Annotated in this window: 14 protein-coding genes; 11 read left to right on the top strand and 3 right to left on the bottom strand. The window is 58.4% G+C overall.

All coding sequences use genetic code 11. From position 1 onward, the window contains the following. The 5 genes from P3T22_RS02895 to P3T22_RS02875 all read left to right on the top strand — a co-directional run. A partial coding sequence (locus P3T22_RS02895; protein WP_429324158.1) for a radical SAM protein occupies window positions 1–651 on the top strand: 651 nt, incomplete at its 5' end. After that, window positions 651–1,511, top strand: coding sequence for a hopanoid biosynthesis-associated protein HpnK (gene hpnK, locus P3T22_RS02890; RefSeq protein ID WP_429324157.1), 861 nt, complete (start codon window positions 651–653; stop codon window positions 1,509–1,511). The genes P3T22_RS02895 and hpnK, both read left to right, overlap by 1 nt. Continuing rightward, window positions 1,508–2,530: a lysylphosphatidylglycerol synthase domain-containing protein gene (locus P3T22_RS02885; protein WP_063498561.1), complete on the top strand. Its 1,023-nt coding sequence runs from the start codon at window positions 1,508–1,510 to the stop codon at window positions 2,528–2,530. The genes hpnK and P3T22_RS02885 overlap by 4 nt, the downstream gene beginning before the upstream one ends. Before the next feature lie 242 nt (window positions 2,531–2,772). Beyond that, a complete protein-coding gene (locus P3T22_RS02880) occupies window positions 2,773–2,997 on the top strand; it encodes a helix-turn-helix domain-containing protein (protein WP_429324156.1) in 225 nt (74 codons plus the stop codon). A 232-nt stretch (window positions 2,998–3,229) separates the two neighbouring features. Further along, the gene (locus P3T22_RS02875; RefSeq protein ID WP_429324155.1) at window positions 3,230–5,503 is read left to right on the top strand and encodes a CoA transferase; all 2,274 of its coding nucleotides are present in this window, start codon (window positions 3,230–3,232) and stop codon (window positions 5,501–5,503) included. 7 nt (window positions 5,504–5,510) lie between these two features. Here P3T22_RS02875 and P3T22_RS02870 read toward each other — a convergent pair whose 3' ends face one another. Next, window positions 5,511–8,738 (bottom strand): ATP-binding protein, encoded by a 3,228-nt coding sequence (locus P3T22_RS02870; RefSeq protein WP_429324154.1) that lies wholly within the window; start codon window positions 8,736–8,738, stop codon window positions 5,511–5,513. A 783-nt stretch (window positions 8,739–9,521) separates the two neighbouring features. On the opposite strand from P3T22_RS02870, the gene P3T22_RS02865 reads away from it, so the two are divergent. Together P3T22_RS02865 and P3T22_RS02860 are read left to right on the top strand one after the other, a co-directional pair. Further along, the gene (locus tag P3T22_RS02865) at window positions 9,522–10,319 is read left to right on the top strand and encodes an SDR family NAD(P)-dependent oxidoreductase (protein ID WP_063498558.1); all 798 of its coding nucleotides are present in this window, start codon (window positions 9,522–9,524) and stop codon (window positions 10,317–10,319) included. Window positions 10,320–10,702: 383 nt separating this feature from the next. Next, window positions 10,703–10,984, top strand: coding sequence for a hypothetical protein (locus P3T22_RS02860; RefSeq protein ID WP_148662282.1), 282 nt, complete (start codon window positions 10,703–10,705; stop codon window positions 10,982–10,984). A gap of 595 nt (window positions 10,985–11,579) precedes the next feature. Here the strand turns inward: P3T22_RS02860 and P3T22_RS02855 are convergent. After that, on the bottom strand, window positions 11,580–12,377 hold the full coding sequence (locus P3T22_RS02855; protein WP_429324153.1) for an enoyl-CoA hydratase: 798 nt from the start codon (window positions 12,375–12,377) through the stop codon (window positions 11,580–11,582). Between the two features lie 519 nt (window positions 12,378–12,896). On the opposite strand from P3T22_RS02855, the gene P3T22_RS02850 reads away from it, so the two are divergent. The 4 genes from P3T22_RS02850 to P3T22_RS02835 all read left to right on the top strand — a co-directional run bounded on the left by P3T22_RS02850 (window position 12,897) and on the right by P3T22_RS02835 (window position 16,633). Then, window positions 12,897–13,103 (top strand): hypothetical protein, encoded by a 207-nt coding sequence (locus tag P3T22_RS02850; protein ID WP_148662281.1) that lies wholly within the window; start codon window positions 12,897–12,899, stop codon window positions 13,101–13,103. 671 nt (window positions 13,104–13,774) lie between these two features. Next, complete coding sequence (locus P3T22_RS02845; protein ID WP_429324152.1) at window positions 13,775–14,554, top strand: acetoacetate decarboxylase; 780 nt, start codon at window positions 13,775–13,777, stop codon at window positions 14,552–14,554. 32 nt (window positions 14,555–14,586) lie between these two features. Beyond that, window positions 14,587–15,369, top strand: a complete 783-nt coding sequence (locus tag P3T22_RS02840) for a 3-hydroxybutyrate dehydrogenase (RefSeq protein ID WP_063498555.1) — start codon at window positions 14,587–14,589, stop codon at window positions 15,367–15,369. A 10-nt stretch (window positions 15,370–15,379) separates the two neighbouring features. Further along, window positions 15,380–16,633 (top strand): DUF3734 domain-containing protein, encoded by a 1,254-nt coding sequence (locus tag P3T22_RS02835; protein WP_063498554.1) that lies wholly within the window; start codon window positions 15,380–15,382, stop codon window positions 16,631–16,633. A gap of 480 nt (window positions 16,634–17,113) precedes the next feature. On the opposite strand, the gene P3T22_RS02830 is transcribed toward P3T22_RS02835, so the two are convergent. Continuing rightward, the gene (locus P3T22_RS02830) at window positions 17,114–17,434 is read right to left on the bottom strand and encodes an EthD family reductase (protein ID WP_429324171.1); all 321 of its coding nucleotides are present in this window, start codon (window positions 17,432–17,434) and stop codon (window positions 17,114–17,116) included. Window positions 17,435–17,572 lie beyond the last annotated feature (138 nt).

Here is a 17,572-nt window from a genome sequence, read left to right as displayed (position 1 = left end):
GACTTCAAGCCGCGCGTCGAGGAAATCGCCCGCGGCCTCGGCAAGCTGGGCGTGACGTGGTCGTGCAACGCGAAGGCGAACGTGCCGTACGCCACACTGAAGATCATGAAGGAAAACGGCCTGCGCCTCTTGCTGGTGGGCTACGAGTCCGGCGACGACCAGATTCTGCTGAACATCAAGAAGGGCCTGCGCACCGACATCGCGCGCCGTTTCAGCGAAGATTGCCGCAAGCTCGGCATCAAGATTCACGGCACCTTTATTCTCGGGCTGCCCGGCGAGACGCAGGACACGATCCAGAAGACCATCGAGTATGCGAAGGAAATCAATCCGCATACGATTCAGGTATCGCTCGCAGCGCCTTATCCCGGCACGACGCTCTACAACCAGGCGGTCGAGAACGGCTGGCTGGAAGAGAACAAGGTCATCAACCTCGTCAGCAAGTCAGGGGTGCAGCTCGCGGCGATCGGCTATCCGCATCTGTCGCGCGACGAGATTTACCACCAGCTCGAAAACTTCTATAAGCGCTTCTATTTCCGTCCGTCGAAGATCTGGGAAATTCTGCGCGAGATGCTCACGAGCTGGGACATGATGAAACGGCGCCTGCGTGAAGGCGTCGAATTCTTCCGGTTTCTGCGGGCCCACGAAGCGTGATGTCAAGGAGAGAGCTAACGAGGTCGCGCGCTGGTCATCGCACGCTGATCATAACCGCTGATGATTTCGGTTTGGACATGCGTGTTAATGAGGCCGTCGAACAGGCCCACCGGCACGGCGTACTGACCGCCGCGAGCCTAATGGTGAGCGCGCCCGCTGCACCCGACGCCGTTTCTCGTGCGCGACGTCTGCCAGACCTGCACGTCGGTCTTCATCTTGTGCTGGCCGACGGGGCGGCCACACTCCTACGCCAGTCGATACCGGCCTTGGTCGATAAGCAAGGCCACTTCGGTCGTAACATGGTGCGTGACGGTTTCCGCTTCTACTTCTTCCCGCATGTCCGTCGACAGCTCGCGGCGGAAATTCGCGCCCAGTTTGACGCGTTCGCCAGAACTGGGCTCACGCTCGACCATGTGAATACTCACAAGCACTTCCATTTGCATCCCACTGTCCTGTCGCTGATTCTCCAGATCGGGCCAGAATACGGCATGCGCGCCGTGCGCCTGCCGTTCGAAGCACACTCCCCGGCTTGGATTAAACCTTGGGTAGCGCTCGTACGGGCGAAACTCGATCGCGCGGGGATCGCACGAAACGACTATGTGGTCGGCATATCCGAAACGGGAAACATGGACGAGACAGTGCTACTTGATGCGATATCCGGCATGCGTGAGGGCGTGTGCGAAATCTACAGCCACCCAGCATTGCTCGATGATGGTCAACTGACGCCAGCGATGAGCGCGTACCGGCACGCCGACGAATTCGCTGCATTGACATCGCCGCGTGTGATGAAAGCCATTTCGGCTTCCGGTGCGATTTGTACTGGCTTCGCTGAAATTGCTTGCGGGAACCGTGCGCGATGAAATGGCTGCAACGGGTGGGACTACCGGCTGGCATCGGACTACTTCTTTACCTTGTATTGCATGACGGCGGCGACGTTCTAAACACGATCCGGCGCGCCGGTCCGACCATCCTTTGGCTGATACCGCTACACGCTCTTCCGCTGCTACTAGACGCCTGCGGCTGGAGGACCCTCCTAGGTAAGTCCACGTCACTTCTCTTCCTTTGGTGGATTGCGACGGTGCGTGAGGCGGTCAGCCGCCTGTTACCGGTAGCTAGCATTGGCGGCGAAATCGTGGGCATCCGCCTTGCGAACTGGAAGGCACATAACCTGAGCAGCGTCAGTGCGTCGGTGATCGTCGAAGTGCTCGTGACAATGATGGTGCAGTATGCGTTTTCGGCTATTGGTCTGGTCCTCATCCTCGCGTGCACTGAGATGAAGAATTCACTCGGGCCCATTGCGTTAGCCGTGGTGCTCTCATTGCCACTACCCGCCGTCGTCTTCATCGTAGTTCGGCGTGGGGGCGTCTTTCGCGCAATAGAACGTTGGGCAGCGCGCTTGCTTGGAGCGGAAAATCCGTTACTTCAGGCTATCGACTGTAAACAACTTGATACGGATATCGATGCGTTGATGTCACGTGTCGGGCTTTTGATTCGCAGCTTTCTATGGCAATTTGCCGGCTATGCACTCGGAGCGCTGGAGACGTACTGGGCGCTTTCAATGCTTGGCCATTCAATCTCACCAGCTGGCGCGCTCGCAATCGAAGCGCTCACGCAGGCAGTCCGACACGCGGCTTTCATTATTCCGGCAGGTATGGGTGTGCAGGAGGCGGCTGTCGTTCTCCTCGCACAAATGTTTGGGGTAGACCGCGAAGTGGCGTTGTCGCTGGCGTTAGTCAAGCGTGTGCGCGAAGTAGTCTTTGGCTGCTGTGCGCTCGCCTCGTGGCAAGTCGCGGAGATCTTAATCAGACGACCGGCTCGTAAAGGCGAAGTCGCGGCTGCCCAAGTAGAAAATCAGTTACCGGATGACGCGCGGATCTAGAAAACGGAGCGCCGCTACCGTCACCGTGTCTGTGACCTCGACCTTGTCAGTATATCTCCCACGCTTCGGCCTACACGCGGCGGATCCTGCAATAGTGCCGAGTCAACAGTAACCACGTCGTCGGGTTTCGGCATCATGAGTCGTGCCAGAATCGGCGACCTAAAATCTGAACTGGTGGCGTCGTGATGGAGACTGCGCCTGGAGCGCAGGCCGTATGACGCGCCCTGCGCCTGTTGTGAGCGGTGGCAGGAACGCTCGGCGCTGGCATCAGTCTCCCGCAACTCATGCGCGACACCGACCTCAACGAACCGACCGTGCATCGGCTAGTGCTTACGCTAATCAGCGTAAGGAGGGAGTATCCGAACTATTCGGCAGCACTGCCAGGGAATAAAGTTGCTCTCACGCGGGAGGGAGGGTACTCGGTCAGCGAGAGGCTCGTGGTTACCTGGGCACGCACGGGCCGATGACTCCGTGTTCGAAGTACCCGATTATTCGATCGAGTGGCTGCCGCAAATTTCGAAGGCGGGCGACCATTTGGACATCAAGGCGGCGATTATTTTATCGCCCCTCCTAACCTATTGAATTTTATGGAAAAACACCACGTTCTGCGACGTATGTTACCGTAACAAACGTTTCGCCGAGAACAGCTAGAGCAGATAATTCTCCAAGGTTTACATAGTTGCAGGATGGGAGGAATAAATGTCGCTTTTGCCTTTGTCGGGAATCTCGGTCGTCGAATGCAGCACTGGAATGGCAGGCCGGTTGGCGGGCCTGCTGCTGGCGGATCAAGGTGCAACCGTAATCGTTTGCCGCGAAGGCGGCGAGCCCGCGCCCCTAGATGCGTATCTGGACCGCGGCAAGCATATTCATGCCGGTGCAGAACCGGCTTGCTCGGCGGGGGCCGACGTGGTGATCCGCGACGGCACCGATAATGGCGAAAGAATTCACGAGCAAATTCGTCTCGCCATTACAGCCGTCCTTCCCGGTGAAACCGCCTATCCTTTCCCGGACGAGGTTGGTGACGACATCCTCAAGGCGGTCTCGGGCTTCTATACCGATCTGGCGATGACCCGAAGTCTGCTCGGCGACAACGTCCTCTACACCCCCGTGCCGCTGTGCTCGGTCTATGCCGGCGTCCTCGGTGCGACGGCAGTCGGAGCGGCTCTGATGGACCGCCTCCGGTCCGATGCCGGCCGGGATATCGTCATTTCGCGTCTGGCTGCCGGCCTGTCTTCGGTCGGCGCGCTGGCGCTGGAGGTTGGGGGCATTCCTGAGCATCTGAAGACAGGACCTATTATTTCGCTGCCTCCCGAACTGGCTGCGCATGTCGGGAAGGCTCGTGCCGACAAGGCCTATTTCGAATGGCTCAAACGCCAGATGAACCCCTTGTTTGCCTGCTATCCTGCCGCCGACGATCGCCAAGTCATGTTTCTCAGCGTCATTCATCGTGATTACGCTCGGCGACTGCTTGAGACGCTAGGGATCTGGGAGGACATGCAGGCCTTGGGGGTGGTCGACCTCCCGATCTATGATTCATCCAACGCCGAATACGCCGACCACAATATTGCCGTGGCGCAAAATCTGCGTTTGCCGCTTCGCGCCAAATTGGCTGAACTGATTGCTGCCGCCGTCGCCCGCAAGCCGGCCGAGGAGTGGGAACGCATCCTTGGCGAGGCCAACATTCCCTGCGCGATGGTTCGCGATTTCGACGAATGGCGCGCGTCAGATCATGCAAGGCAGTCCGGAATCGTCGAGACAGTTGGCGGTTGCGACTGGCCGCAGCTTGGGCGTGCCGTTCGGCTGGCTTCCGCCAAACCCTATCCGGCTCTCCACATCGGCACGACCGGGAAGACTTCATTGCCTGCTTCACAGTCGGCGACCGCAAAGGAAGCGGCAAAATTGGCAGCGCCCCTGGCCGGCATGCGCGTCGTCGATCTCGCCAACGTCATTGCCGGGCCGGCTTGCGGCCGGATGCTGGCTGAACTCGGCGCCGAGGTCATCAAAGTGGACTCCACACAGCCCGAGCATGCGCCAGCGGTAACCGTGGTCTGGCCGGGCGAGCTCTCCCAAGGAAAGCGAAGCATTCTCCTCAATCTGCGGCAGGAAGACGGGCGAGAGATCCTCAGACGGTTGGTTGCACAGGCTGATTTGGTCGTGTTCAATAAACTCGACCCGGTCATGAAGCGGTTGGGTCTCGATCGGGCCGGTCTCGCGCGGCTCAATCCCGATGCCATTGCCGTCCAATTGAGCGCCTTCAAAGGCGAACGGCCGGGCAGTCACGACGACTACCCTGGGTACGACCCGCTCTTGCAGGCCGCGACCGGAATCATGACCAGATTCGGCTCTTCCGATGCGCCCGAGTTGCACGGGCTAGCTTCCTGCGTCGACTATCTTACCGGGTACATTGCGGCCTTCGGAGCGATCGTCGCTCTCTTCGCCCGCGAACGGCGTCCTGAAAGGGGCGGCGACTGGGTCGACACGTCCCTCGCCAGCGCCGCGAGTTTCATTCAGGCTTCGTTCCAGGTAACGCCCGCACCGGTCGGAACGGCAAACTGCTTGCGGAAGGTCAAGGACGGCTGGATTTGCGTCGAGCCGGCCGATGCCGATATCCCCGGCATTTCCGAACTAACCGTGCCGGAAGCACTGACCGCCGCCAAGTCCGCCGGAATCATCGCGGCACCGGTGCAATCGATCGCCGAACTCAAGGCTCGACATCGAGAAAACCCGTCTGCGGACGTTGCCTTCAAGACCTCCTCCGGGGATCTTCCTGCCTTCAATCTGCGTCAGACATGGTTCCATTTCGATGGCTCGCCTTTGCCAGAACTCGCGGCTGCTCCGGCACCGGGGGCCAACGCGCAGGAAATTCTCCAGGAACTGGGCTACGGCGCGGCAGATATCGAGAAAATGATGTCCGTCGGAACGGTCGGACAGGTGCTATGGGGCAGCCCTTCCGAGCTTAAGGCGGTCGAATAGCGCCATATTACGTCAGGGCGGCCAGGCTCTTTTGCGCGCGCTGCTCGAATATAGCGGAGCCCTGCGATGCTGCCAGGGCGACGGCGTGGTTGAAATAGCCGGCTGCGAGGGCCTTCCCGTCGGAACCCTCCTCTTTCAATGTCAACTCGCCTCGACATCGAAGGATTTCGGCATCCCAAATATGTTCGCTATGGGAGCGGACAAAGTCTTCGGCCTGGATAAGAGCGCCCAGCGCCAGATCGTTGCGGTTACCCAGCGCGCAGCATTGGGAAACCGTCATCCAGAGGAAGGGAGAAAGGAAGCCACCCCAACCACGGCAAAAATCGGCGACATTCCGGCTCATGGCATCATAGTCAAGAGGCCGCAAGCCGGCCATGGTCTCGCTCCAGGCCAGGACGAGTTCTGCCAATGGACTCCAATGGTTAAAACCATGTGTTTCGCTGAGTTCCCTCAATAGTTCGCCATGTTCACGCCCATCTTTGGTTTCGCTGCGGAGAATGTCCAACACTGAACGCCAACCCAGGACGACCGCCTGTGTTGGCGCGTGCTTTTGCGACCGAGCGATCGACCAGGCTAAATCCGCTCGCGTCAGGGCCGCTTTGTCGTCGCCTTGCAGGAATAACGCCCATGCACTGTAAACGGCGGCAGTGGCTCCCGCGTCATAGCCGTAGGAAGGCCTGTAACGCGCCAAGTCATAGTGACGCAGAACTTTGTCGTACCAGCGCCTTGCCTCTGACAGTCGTCCTTGAAACAGGGCGCTCGTACCGAACAGCCTGCGGGCTTCAAGAAGCAGGTCGCGATGGCGCGCTTCCTTGGCTCGGTGGGCAACCTCGGCGGCAATCGCAGCCGATTCCGCCCAGTCTCCGCGCGCGCAGAAATAGGCCCAAAGCCCGGCAAAGGTCGCTGCTTCCTGATCGGGACTATGAATCTGTGCACAGAGCGTTTTAGCCTCTTCGTAAATAGGAAATAACTCAAGCGCTCCGTAACCCTTGGCAACCCGAACAACGACGCCCAGTTCCGTGAGCAATTCGAGCCTGTGCCTCTTGTTTGCGGCGGTGAGCGCAGGTCCGTTGAGCGCCGCGAGGCCTGCGCGAAAATGGCCGGTCGCCTCCTCATTGGCGAAATCTCTCGCGGCCCGCTTTCCTGCCTCCAGCCACCGGGTCGCCGATTCTTCTGCCAGACCCGCCTTGACGAGATGGTCGGCGATGATTTCGGCGCGCGGCTCGAAGCCGGTTTGTCCTGCCAACAGTCGGGCGATCCGCTGATGAATCTGGCGGCGTTGCTCGAGTAGCATCGATTCATAGGCTGCGTCGCGAAACAGGATGTGGCGGAAGCACCCTATTCCTGTCCCGCTCTCCCCGCCCGGAAGAATCACGCCCTCCTCGACCAGAGTCTGCATGGCCTTGCCGAGGGCGGCTTCCGGCACTTCCGCTACAGCGGCCACAAGATCACTGCGGAATTCCCGACCGATCGCCGCCGCAACTTGCGCAATGAATTTGTTGTCGCCCAGCCGGTCCAGTCTTGCCATCAGAAGGTCAATCAATCGTTCAGGAAGTCGTCCGCGGAACTCAGGCATGTCGCAAAGGGTTCTTGCAAATTCTTCGACAAATAGGGGAATGCCTTCGGTCTTTTCGACCACGAGTTTGCGCTGTTCCGCCGACAGCCTTATGGAGCCGGTGACTTCGTCTATCATTTGTTCGACGTCAGCCGTTCCTAGTGGCGCCAGTTCCAGGACCGTGGCGCGCGGCAAACGACGCCACTGATCGTTGCCCGGCCGCGAGGTCACTGCCAGCATGATTGGTTGGGCCTGGAGGCCGCGGGCGATCAAATGAATCAGTTCGGTCGTAGAGGGGTCGAGCCAATGAACATCCTCGACGACTAGCAGCAGGGGGGCCTTGCGCGCCGCGGTGAAAATCACCCTAACAAGCATTGCAAAAATCGCTTCCTTGCGACGGCTCGCCGGCATGGCTTCCAGCGCGTCCGGCAACGCCAGGCCGAACAGCGAGCCGAGCATCGCTACACCCGAGGGCTCGGACTCGGCCGGTGTTATCGCCAGCGCGAGGAGTTTGGCGTTGATTTGTTCGCCGCCATCCGTACGCACGATCCCTGCCAATTCGGATATTGCGTCCCGCACAGGCGACAAGGCGCTCCTCGAATAGAGCGGCAAGGCCCTGAGAAGCATGCGCCGCCCCCCATTTTGCCGGATGGACGCCCACAGATCGTTGATCAGACGCGACTTGCCGATCCCCGGTTCGCCGCTGATGACGACGACTTGCCCCTCTTTGCCCTCGACCAGAGACCAACGTCCGAACAGAAGGTTGAGTTCGTGGCGGCGCCCGACTAGCGGCACGCCCTCGGTGGACTCGGAGGGGATCCCCAATTCCTCAAGTCGCCAGACGGTCTCGCCGGACGCAAGGCGGCAGCAGGGCAATTCGGCGCGGCAATAATGGCGCAAGACCCGATAGGTAGCTTCGGACAGAAATACGCTCCCGGCCGAGGCACAGTAAGAAATTGCCGTGGCGTCAGCCAATACGTCTCCCAACAATGCCGGAACGGGTGTCCCCGAATCGGAGTTTCGCGTACCGCTGATCGCCCAGCCGGTTGCCACCCCGACCTTTATCGCGACATCGTCGAGGGTCTGCTCATGCCCGGCGACGGATTCATCTCTGGGCGAGTCAATTTCCCCGAGAACCAATTCTCTTGCCGCAGCGACGGCAAGATATGCGGCATTTTCCAGGGATCTCGGCCAGCCGAAATAGCTGACGAATCGATCGCCAGCCTCCTCCGCAACTCTTCCGCCGTATTTTTCGGTGATCTTTGCAAATAACCTTCGAAAGACAAGAAAGTCATCGTGTATTCGACCGGAATCAATCGATCGATTGGAAAAACTTCCAGCAATTCTGCAGGCAATCACCGTGACGTGATGTCGGCCCGGAAGTTGGGACGCATGGCTCAAGCCGGGAGGCAGCCGTTCTGGTGTTGGTGCCAGCCGAAGGAATGGCACATAGCTGCCCTTCGGTATCTCAAGGAAATGCCGGTCATCGATCCCGGAGCCACGGGAATAGTCGGTTAGCAGGCGGCGTAGTCGTCCAGCCTCCACGCGAACGATGGCATTGCTGCCCGGATCGAATGACGAATCCTTGCCGAAGACCGACATCGCGATGTTCAGTTCCTTCAGCGACCTGTCACGGCCGGCAAGCCATTCCTCGACCAGGAATTTCAGAAACGCGCCCATCCGTGGAGACGACAGAAACTCTGGGCTGGCTAGGGTGCGGGACAAAACACCCTGCACCTCTTCTGGCGAAAGAACATCTGACCCCTGGCCTCTGGTTGGCCCACCATCGGTAAGCGGCATCCTAGACCATTTCCCTTCTTGATTTGGTCATGCCGGCGCGAAGTGCGTCGACATGACGGCGTTTGCCTGACGGTAAGACACTTCCTGCTCCAGGCAAAACGCTTCGATTGCCGGCCGCGGCGCTGGCTGCTCCGCACCTCTAATCGCAGCAAGATCGCTGCCTATGACGCTGCGAACAACGAGATCGGTTAGTGAGAAAAAAGTACTAACACGCGTCTGCCAGACACCAACAAATATAGCATCAAACCTTCAGCGGTTATCGACGACGCTGATGCCGGGACCTGCGTCGCGCTCGCCGCGCAACTGGGCGCGGAGCTGAAACCCGGCGCGCGATGTGGCGGCCCATGCGACAGCTGTCGCGTCGGTGCGCTACAGATGTCGCGTTTCGCGGCGAAACGCAGGCACCTGTACGACAGACACCGCCGGGTCGGAACGCCCGCCGCAACGGTGAATCCCGCGTTGTCCTCCGTCTGCGGCATCAAACTTGCATAGAGACGGCCGCCACTACCCAGGCGTTGCCTGGCCGTAGCGGCGTAATTCGTACAGTCCACGGAAAAGACCAATAGTCTTACGTTCAGACTACTGACAAATTGATTAGCTCCTAAGTCGGCAGCGGTCCCGTTCCGGGTCGTCGCAGTTCTTCGGGAAGATACGAGGTACAGGATGGCAGACAGAATGAAGGGCAAGGTAGTAGTCGTCACCGGCGCAGGTTCATCCGGACCCGGCTGGGGTAACGGTAAGGCTGCAGCCGCGTTGTACGCGCGTGAAGGAGCAAGCGTCCTCGCCGTCGATTATCGAATCGCAGCAGCGCTGGAAACTGCCGAACAGATTAAGTCGGAAGGAGGAAAGTGCGTCGCAGCTCGCGCTAACGTGGCTGACTCCGCTGACGTTCAAGCTATGGCAGCCGAGTGCATCAGGCATTTCGGCCGAATCGACGTACTGCACAACAATGTCGGCATCGTCGAAGTGGGCGGTCCCGTTGAAACCGACGAGGATGCCTGGAACCGCGTCATCGCCGTCAACCAGTCGAGCGTGTATCTCACGTGCAAGTACGTCATCCCGCACATGCTCGAACATGGTTCCGGCTCGATTGTGAACATCGCATCGGTCGCCGCCACCCGCTGGATTGGGTTCCCGTATCTGGCTTATAGCGCTGCGAAGGCAGCGATTCTCGCCATGACGCAAAACATGGCTATTCAGTACGCATCCCAAGGTATTCGGGCGAACTGCGTTCTGCCTGGTTTCATGGATACGCCGCTCATCAGGGAGCCGCTCAAGGAAACGTATGGCGGCGATACCGGCGAAATGATTGACAAGAGAAACAAGCAGGTGCCAACGGGAAAGATGGGCGACGGTTGGGATACCGCCTACGCCGCGCTCTTTCTCGCTTCAGATGAGGCAAAGTACATCACCGGCACCAGCCTTGTGGTAGACGGCGGCCTGACCGCGCGGTGCGCCTGACGAGCACGGGTACTCGTTGCTGGCAACGGCACCAGCCTCCAGTGCAGCTCCGGGATCATGCCGGCTATCGGACACACGCAGCATGCTGAATCGGGTTTGCAAACTTCCCGTGAATTGCGTCGCTGCTTTCGGAACACTCGCTCCCGGTGTTGGTTTTGACATAGCCGACGCCCGGGACGAGTAGCCCGTATCTTGTACTCAGCGCGAAGATAACTGGCTATATCATTTGAAACTTTCTTATACCAGGATTTGCAAAAATCGAAGGATGGAGTACCCGATTTCTTCTCCCGGTGAAACGCTCCTTTATCAAGTCAGTGATTTTTGCAAAGCAACTTGACTGGTAAATTTCTTCTCACGGACAGGGTCCGCCTATGGAGAAAGTCATGAAGAACAGTCAAGTGCGTAAAAGTGTGGTCATCGGTGCACTGCTTGTTGCCGGTCTTGGGGCAGCTCAGGCGCAAACGCAGACGGATTATCAAGCAGAAACGGGAGCGCCAGTGGCCAGCTATGCCACAGCGGCAGACAGCACAGGTGCTGGGGACTCTCAAAACCATCGATCCGCGGTAGTCATCCGGAGCGGCTATAACGTCGGTCGAACCGCCGTTCAAAACGTGCCTGGGTGCGACGGACCGGCCAGTTTTTGCAACATGTATTTTGGCAATTGATATCGAACTTATTGAGCCTCGAGATTCTGAAGTTCGATCAATGAAAAGTCCGATTCCGTGGGCTGACCACTGTCGAGGTTGCAATAAAAATGAGATATAAATTTTTCGACCAAGAATAAATAGTTCGCCCTTAGTAACCCGCAACACGACCAAGAGGTCGTTTAACGCGCTGCATGCACCGGGATTCGAGTGTCTGGCGAACGTGCGACGTGAAAAGGTTGGTGTCGAGACAGGCCGTTCAGTTGCCCGTAGCCTCTACGCGGCTCAAGCCTGGTTGCTCGCCTAGCAGGCTGCTGGTGACTGACGGGCTAAAACGGCTCAACGGGCTGTTCAGCGTAATCTATGCAGCTTCGTTTTGGGTTTGGGCCGCATTGCAGCGGCACGAGCGAGATGCTTTTCAAGACGCCCCGCTTCATCCTTCAACTGTCGCCCGATCTCCTTCTGGCGGTCGGACGTATAGAGCTCGCGGAAATCTCCACCAGCGCCCCCGAAAGGCGCCGGCAAAATTGAGTGGTTTAGCGAAATGACCGCCCTCTGTTTACAACATGAAACAGAATATATGGTTCGTCATATGCAAATGTACTTCGAGTCGTCCTCACGACTGCCCCTCCTGAAACTCTGAGAAAGTCCATTTTGGCCGACGCTTTTCAAGAAAGGCGTTCACACCCTCACGCTGATCTGGGTGGTCAAATAGATCAACGAAGCGTTCGCGCTCTACCGCGAGTGCCGGAGCACGCGGAATGCCATTGCGCGCCTGATGAATCAACCTCTTGCTGTATTCGACCGCTTGCGGACTGAGGTTCACTACGCGCAGGGCCATCGTCAGCGCGCTCTCCAACGCCGCACCCTTCCCTACCACTTCTTCGACAAGGCCGATACGAAGAGCGGTGGCGGCATTGATTCGCTCGCCGGTTAGTATTAGCCGCTTGGCCCAGCCCTCGCCAACTAGCCACGGTAGCGTCTGGGTACCGCATCCGGATGGGAGCAAACCGACAGCGGTTTCAGGAAGGGCAAGGACCACGTGTTCTTCCGCTATTCGAATGTCGCTCGCCAGGGCGCATTCAAGACCCCCGCCCATCGCATAGCCGTTGATGGCCGCAATCACTACCATCCGAGCATTCTGCAACGCCTCGAACGCCCTGCCAAATCGTGTCGCAACCGTTCGCGCGATCTCGAGACTTCCGTCAGAAAAGGCATTGAGATCGGCACCCGCACTAAAGAACTTAGGTCCATCTCCAGTTATCACGAGCGAGCGTACGCGCGGGTCGGAGTTCAACCTCTCTACGGTTTCCTGCAGTGCGAACAGACCGTCCGGAGTGAAAGCGTTTGCAGGCGGTCGTTTCAGCGTCAGTATTGCGATGGCGCCAGCATGCTGGTAGTCAAGCTCGAACATTTGATAACTCCGTTGTGTTTTTTTGCTTGTGTGAAGTGGACGTAACGGTGTCAGTTCCGACTTGTATTGGAACCAACGAGCAGGGTCCGCTTGCAGGACGCTCCTGCTCGCGCCACTGTTCTATAAAACTCTCGCCCCCCAATGGCGGGGTTGAGGCGTGATCCTCGATACCGCTCCCGTGAATCTGAACGCCTCGGATCAACAGTTCACCGAGTCCTCCGACGTGCAGGACGTCGGTTGCACGGCGTCCGTCAGACGAGGCGCCCCCCTCAGACAAATAAGGCACGATTAAGAAAAGGCACCCGTTATATAGCTTTGTAACAATCTGCCAAGATGTGTTAGATCGGGAGCGTCTAAATAGGGTCTTCAGACTGCGCTCGCTCGCGCGAATATTTCGTGCGGCCGCAGAAGCGATCGGTTTGGTGACGACCGCGCTCGCTGCAATTTCCTACCCCGCCTCAAGGTTGAGAAATTCAATACAACGCCTTCAGAGTTTATGGATAAAACACACGGACCAAAATGACCGCCGCGCTCACTTTTAATGAACGAAGTTGCAAGCTTGTTGCTGTTAGCTCCTGGACCGGCGATAAAGTGGCGCCCTTTCGACAGCATATTTGTCAATTTGCCTACGACACCGTGTACGGCGGAGAAGTCCCCATAGTTTTGATGCGCTCCAGCCAGCCGATCGACGATGTCACCACCTGCTCTGTAGGCAATGCCCGCTGAATGTTCCCATGAGGCAGCCCTGGCAGTGGGCTAGAAATGAGTCGCTAAGGTTGTCCGGGGACACGCTACCTGTTGAAGTTCGTTAATTGCGCTAGCCGTGTCCACAGAGGCGCTAATTGATGTCCGCCATTTCCGCTAGCGCGCGTGTTGATGGCCGACACGCACTCACCGTCTAGCATGGACGACGATGACGCTGTGCGGGAGTGCGGTTCCGGACATCGACTGTGGAACGTAGAAGTCCATCGAATAACACTCAAAGTGCTCCAGTGCGCCGCTTTTCGTCTGCGCCCATAGGCCAGCGGCATCGTATGCTTGCATGGACGACGGATGATATTTCCGCTCGCCCCTGCCTTGCCCCTGTTTACCTGTTGCGCCGCTCAACAGCCGCCTTAGCGGAATTAAAGGACACGTTAAACGCGCTAGCGAAATTAACGGACATCAACAACTGCCCCCGGGCGAAGCGCGCCCGCCGAGGAACGATTCAGCCGCGGCTGCGTTGATCTTTCTGGCGATTCCGGTAGCGCGTACGACACCGTGACCTTGACAGAGGTTCCAGCCGAAGCGTTGCAGTCTGGTTAACTGTCTTTTGATAAATGGTGGCTCCTACTGCATCGGCGTTGCCTCTACCATTGCACCGGGTCTACATGCGCCACCTGTCATAGAGGACTGTTATGAATCTCGCTTCGATCCGCAAAGACGCCTTTGCGATGCCTGTTCACAATCCGGCCTATCCACGGCCGCCGTACCGCTTTATCAATCGGGAATACTTCATCATTTCATACGAGACCGATTTCGATGCTCTGCGCGCCATCGTGCCTGAGCCGCTGCATCCGGAAAACGATCTCGTCCATTACGAATTCATTCGCATGCCAGATTCGTCGGGCTTTGGTGACTACACCGAAAGCGGTCAGGTCATCTCGGTGCGAGACCAGCAAGGGCGCCTCGGTAACTACACGCATTCGATGTACCTCGATGACGAAGGTCCAATCGCCGGCGGCCGGGAAATCTGGGGCTTTCCGAAGAAGCTGGCCAGGCCGACCTTGAGCGTCGACGGCAACGACACGCTGCTCGGCACACTCGATTACGGCACACAACGTATCGCAACCGGCACGATGGGCTTCAAGCATGTGTCACTCGACATCGAGGCTGAACGCAAGGAGCTTGCGGACACACCGAATTACCTGCTGAAAGTGATCCCGCACGTTGACGGTTCGCCGCGCGTGTGCGAGCTCGTGCGTTTCTATCTGCGCGACGTGAGCGTGCTGGGCGCGTGGTCGGGTCCCGCTGCGCTCGAACTGCATCCGCACGCGTTGGCGCCCATCGCCGATCTGCCGGTGAAGCGGGTGGTCGGCGCGCGTCATGTGATTGCCAATCTCACGCTGGATATCGGCGAGGTTGCGCTCGATTATCTGGCTTCGACCGAGAGCGTCAAGCTTGCGGTCAATCAATAACGCTCCGTGAACCGTTAGGAAAGGAAAGCAACATGTCGTTGAACAATAAAGTCGCGCTCGTGACGGGCGCAGCAAGCGGTATCGGTGAGCAGTGCGCACGCAAACTCGCTAGCCTCGGTGCCGCAGTGGTGATTGCCGACCTGAATCTCGAGAACGCGCAGAAAGTGGCCAGCAGCATCGTCGCGGCGGGCGGCAAGGCGCTGGCAGTCGCAATGGATGTCACCAGCGAGGAAGCCGTCAATAACGGCATCGAACGCGCGGTGAAGGAGTTGGGCAGCATCGAAGTGCTCGTGTCGAACGCAGGTATCCAGATCGTCGCTCCCATCGAGGACTATGCCTTTTCCGACTGGAAGAAAATGCTGGCGATCCATCTGGACGGCGCCTTCCTCACGACGAAGGCTGTGATCAAGCACATGTACGCCGGCGGCAAGGGCGGCTCGATCGTCTACATGGGTTCGGTACATTCGCACGAGGCGTCGAAGTTGAAGTCTGCCTATGTGACGGCCAAGCATGGCTTGCTGGGACTGGCCCGGGTGGTGGCGAAGGAAGGCGGCCCGCGCGGCGTGCGGGCAAACGTGGTGTGTCCGGGCTTTGTGCATACCCCGCTCGTCGACAAGCAGATTCCCGAGCAGGCGAAGGCGCTCGGTATCTCCGAAGCCGACGTCGTGAAGAACGTGATGCTCAGGGAAACCGTCGACGGTGAATTCACCACGGTCGAGGACGTCGCCAATACGGTTGCGTTCCTTGCGGGCTTCGAATCGTCCGCGCTCACCGGGCAGTCGGTGATCGTCAGCCACGGCTGGGCAATGCAATAAGGGGTCTCGTATGCGCAGCAGCACAAAAAAAATCAACGGGCAGTCGGATGTGTTTGCGCTGCCGCGCTACGACGAGATCGCCCTGGTGCTTCAGGGCGGCGGCGCACTCGGGTCTTACCAGGCCGGCGTCTACGAAGGCCTGGCCGAGGCCGGTGTGCAACCGAACTGGATCGCCGGCGTGTCGATCGGCGCTCTGAACACCGCCATCATCGCGGGCAATGCGCCGGAAAACCGTGTGGAAGCGTTACGAGGTTTCTGGAATTCGATCTGCCATCCGCTCGACTGGGTAGGTAGTCTGGGTGCATGGATGCCGCCCGGTTTCGGCGTGCAGGACCTGTCGCGCAAGTGGGCAAGTTTGTGGGCAGCCAGCCGCGCGTTGACAGAGGGTCAGCCGGGTTTTTTCTCGCCGCGCTCCCAGTTTCCAATGGCAGGTTTCGGCAAGCAAAGCCCCAACATGGTCAGCTACTACGACACGGCCGCCCTGAGGGAAACGCTGTTGAAGTTCTCCGATCTCGACCGTATCAACGATGGCGACATCCGCGTTTCTGTGGGCGCGGTGAACGTGCAGACCGGTAACCTGGTGTACTTCGACAACACGAAGATGCGTCTGCACCCGGAGCATTTCATGGCGTCAGGGGCGCTGCCGCCAGGTTTTCCGGCGGTGGAGATCGACGGCGAGTATTACTGGGATGGCGGCCTCGTTTCCAACACGCCGCTAACCGAAGTGCTCCGCGATGCCGACCACAAGGATGCACTCGTTTTTCAGGTCGATCTATGGAGCGCGAGAGGCAATGCGCCGGGGGACTTTCTCGACGTGTCCGAGCGTGCCAAAGACATTCAGTACTCGAGCCGTACGCGGGCGATTACCGGCATGCTGGCGGATCGTCAGAAGCATGCGCGCTTCATCAAGGAACTGCTCTCACATGTCCCTCCCGATCTTCGCAGGGCCGATCCGCTATTCCGTCTCGCTGAAGAAGAAGCCGACGGCAGCGCGATCAATGTGGTGCACCTCATCTACAAGAACAAGCCTTACGAGGGGCATTACAAAGACTATGAGTTCAGCGTCGACACGATGCAAGAGCATTGGGAAAGCGGTCTCGAAGACATCCGCGATTCGTTTGCCCACCGGAATTGGTTCGATGTGCCGAGCCGCGAACAGGGTTTCGTGACGCATGACGTACATCGCCAGCTTGGCGCTGTGCCGCAGTCTGATCTTGACATGCCTGAATTGCCGCTCGGGGCGGAACGGAAAGTCGCAGCTTGAACGGGTGCGTATCTGGTGTTCGCTGACGGACGACGATGGCAATATACAATCATAGTATTGTCCATACGATCAGTAATTTCCGGAGAAAATTCGAAGTCTCTGACGCGCTTGATAAAATTAATGCGCGCTTATGTGAATTGGCGAGTTTATTTAGTTCGGAGTGGAAATAAACCTGTCAACACATACGCCGAGACCCTGTCGGCACCGGGCGCTCAACTGACATGTTGATTGCGTTCTACCCGATGCGAAAGTGCTGGAGAAGCGTGGCGCGATGTCGGGGCCAGCAAACACACCGGATGATCACCTCGCGATCAGAGGGGCGCCCCGCCATCAATTTCTCCAGACTCTCAAATTTTCCCACCGTCGGCGCCCAAATTCGCCCAGTCCGCGAATGTAGCCATTTCGACCACGCTATTTGCAGCGGCGCCCCCCGAGATCCTTACCGCGACAGAACCGTTCGGAACGTATCGGCCGTTCCTGTCAAGCCCGCTCTACTACAACTTCGCTTATCTGAAGCGTTGGCACCAAGTCAGTGTAGTTGGGTATGTCACCGAAGATCTCTTTCGCGTGCGGCCCGACATCTGTTTGAAAAGACTCGACCGAGTCGCAGAAGAAGTGGCACATGGCAACGTAGGTTGCTGGTTCGCCGGGTGAACCGCCTGCAAGTCCTTTATCAACGGTGTAGTACAAACACGCTTCGCCCATGCACTTCTTCAGCAATGGCATATGCCTGTCGCGGTAGTACTCGTGGTCGAAGCGGGCGTCAGGCGTGTTTGCGTACATGACACTAACCTCGATCATCATAGGCCTCCAAGTGGTAGAAAGTGAGTCCCCAAAACGTTGGGTCCGAAGTATGAACAATTTGCGCCGTCGTAATGCATACCTGTCTAACCGCCATCGGCAACCGGCGGCAAACCCCGCCATCAAGCGGACCTCCCC

The sequence above is a fragment of the Paraburkholderia sp. GAS348 genome (assembly GCF_050434205.1).
In the GTDB taxonomy this organism is placed as follows: domain Bacteria; phylum Pseudomonadota; class Gammaproteobacteria; order Burkholderiales; family Burkholderiaceae; genus Paraburkholderia.
This window is presented reverse-complemented; position numbering and strand designations above follow the sequence as displayed.

What these genes read in the sequence shown, in the direction of transcription:
- hpnK (WP_429324157.1), top strand. Translation starts at nt 651, where the DNA reads ATGTCAAGGAGAGAGCTAACGAGGTCGCGCGCTGGTCATCGCACGCTG.
- P3T22_RS02885 (WP_063498561.1), top strand. Translation starts at nt 1,508, where the DNA reads ATGAAATGGCTGCAACGGGTGGGACTACCGGCTGGCATCGGACTACTT.
- P3T22_RS02875 (WP_429324155.1), top strand. Translation starts at nt 3,230, where the DNA reads ATGTCGCTTTTGCCTTTGTCGGGAATCTCGGTCGTCGAATGCAGCACT.
- P3T22_RS02870 (WP_429324154.1), bottom strand. Translation starts at nt 8,738, where the DNA reads ATGGGCGCGTTTCTGAAATTCCTGGTCGAGGAATGGCTTGCCGGCCGT.
- P3T22_RS02865 (WP_063498558.1), top strand. Translation starts at nt 9,522, where the DNA reads ATGGCAGACAGAATGAAGGGCAAGGTAGTAGTCGTCACCGGCGCAGGT.
- P3T22_RS02860 (WP_148662282.1), top strand. Translation starts at nt 10,703, where the DNA reads ATGAAGAACAGTCAAGTGCGTAAAAGTGTGGTCATCGGTGCACTGCTT.
- P3T22_RS02855 (WP_429324153.1), bottom strand. Translation starts at nt 12,377, where the DNA reads ATGTTCGAGCTTGACTACCAGCATGCTGGCGCCATCGCAATACTGACG.
- P3T22_RS02850 (WP_148662281.1), top strand. Translation starts at nt 12,897, where the DNA reads ATGACCGCCGCGCTCACTTTTAATGAACGAAGTTGCAAGCTTGTTGCT.
- P3T22_RS02845 (WP_429324152.1), top strand. Translation starts at nt 13,775, where the DNA reads ATGAATCTCGCTTCGATCCGCAAAGACGCCTTTGCGATGCCTGTTCAC.
- P3T22_RS02840 (WP_063498555.1), top strand. Translation starts at nt 14,587, where the DNA reads ATGTCGTTGAACAATAAAGTCGCGCTCGTGACGGGCGCAGCAAGCGGT.
- P3T22_RS02835 (WP_063498554.1), top strand. Translation starts at nt 15,380, where the DNA reads ATGCGCAGCAGCACAAAAAAAATCAACGGGCAGTCGGATGTGTTTGCG.
- P3T22_RS02830 (WP_429324171.1), bottom strand. Translation starts at nt 17,434, where the DNA reads ATGATCGAGGTTAGTGTCATGTACGCAAACACGCCTGACGCCCGCTTC.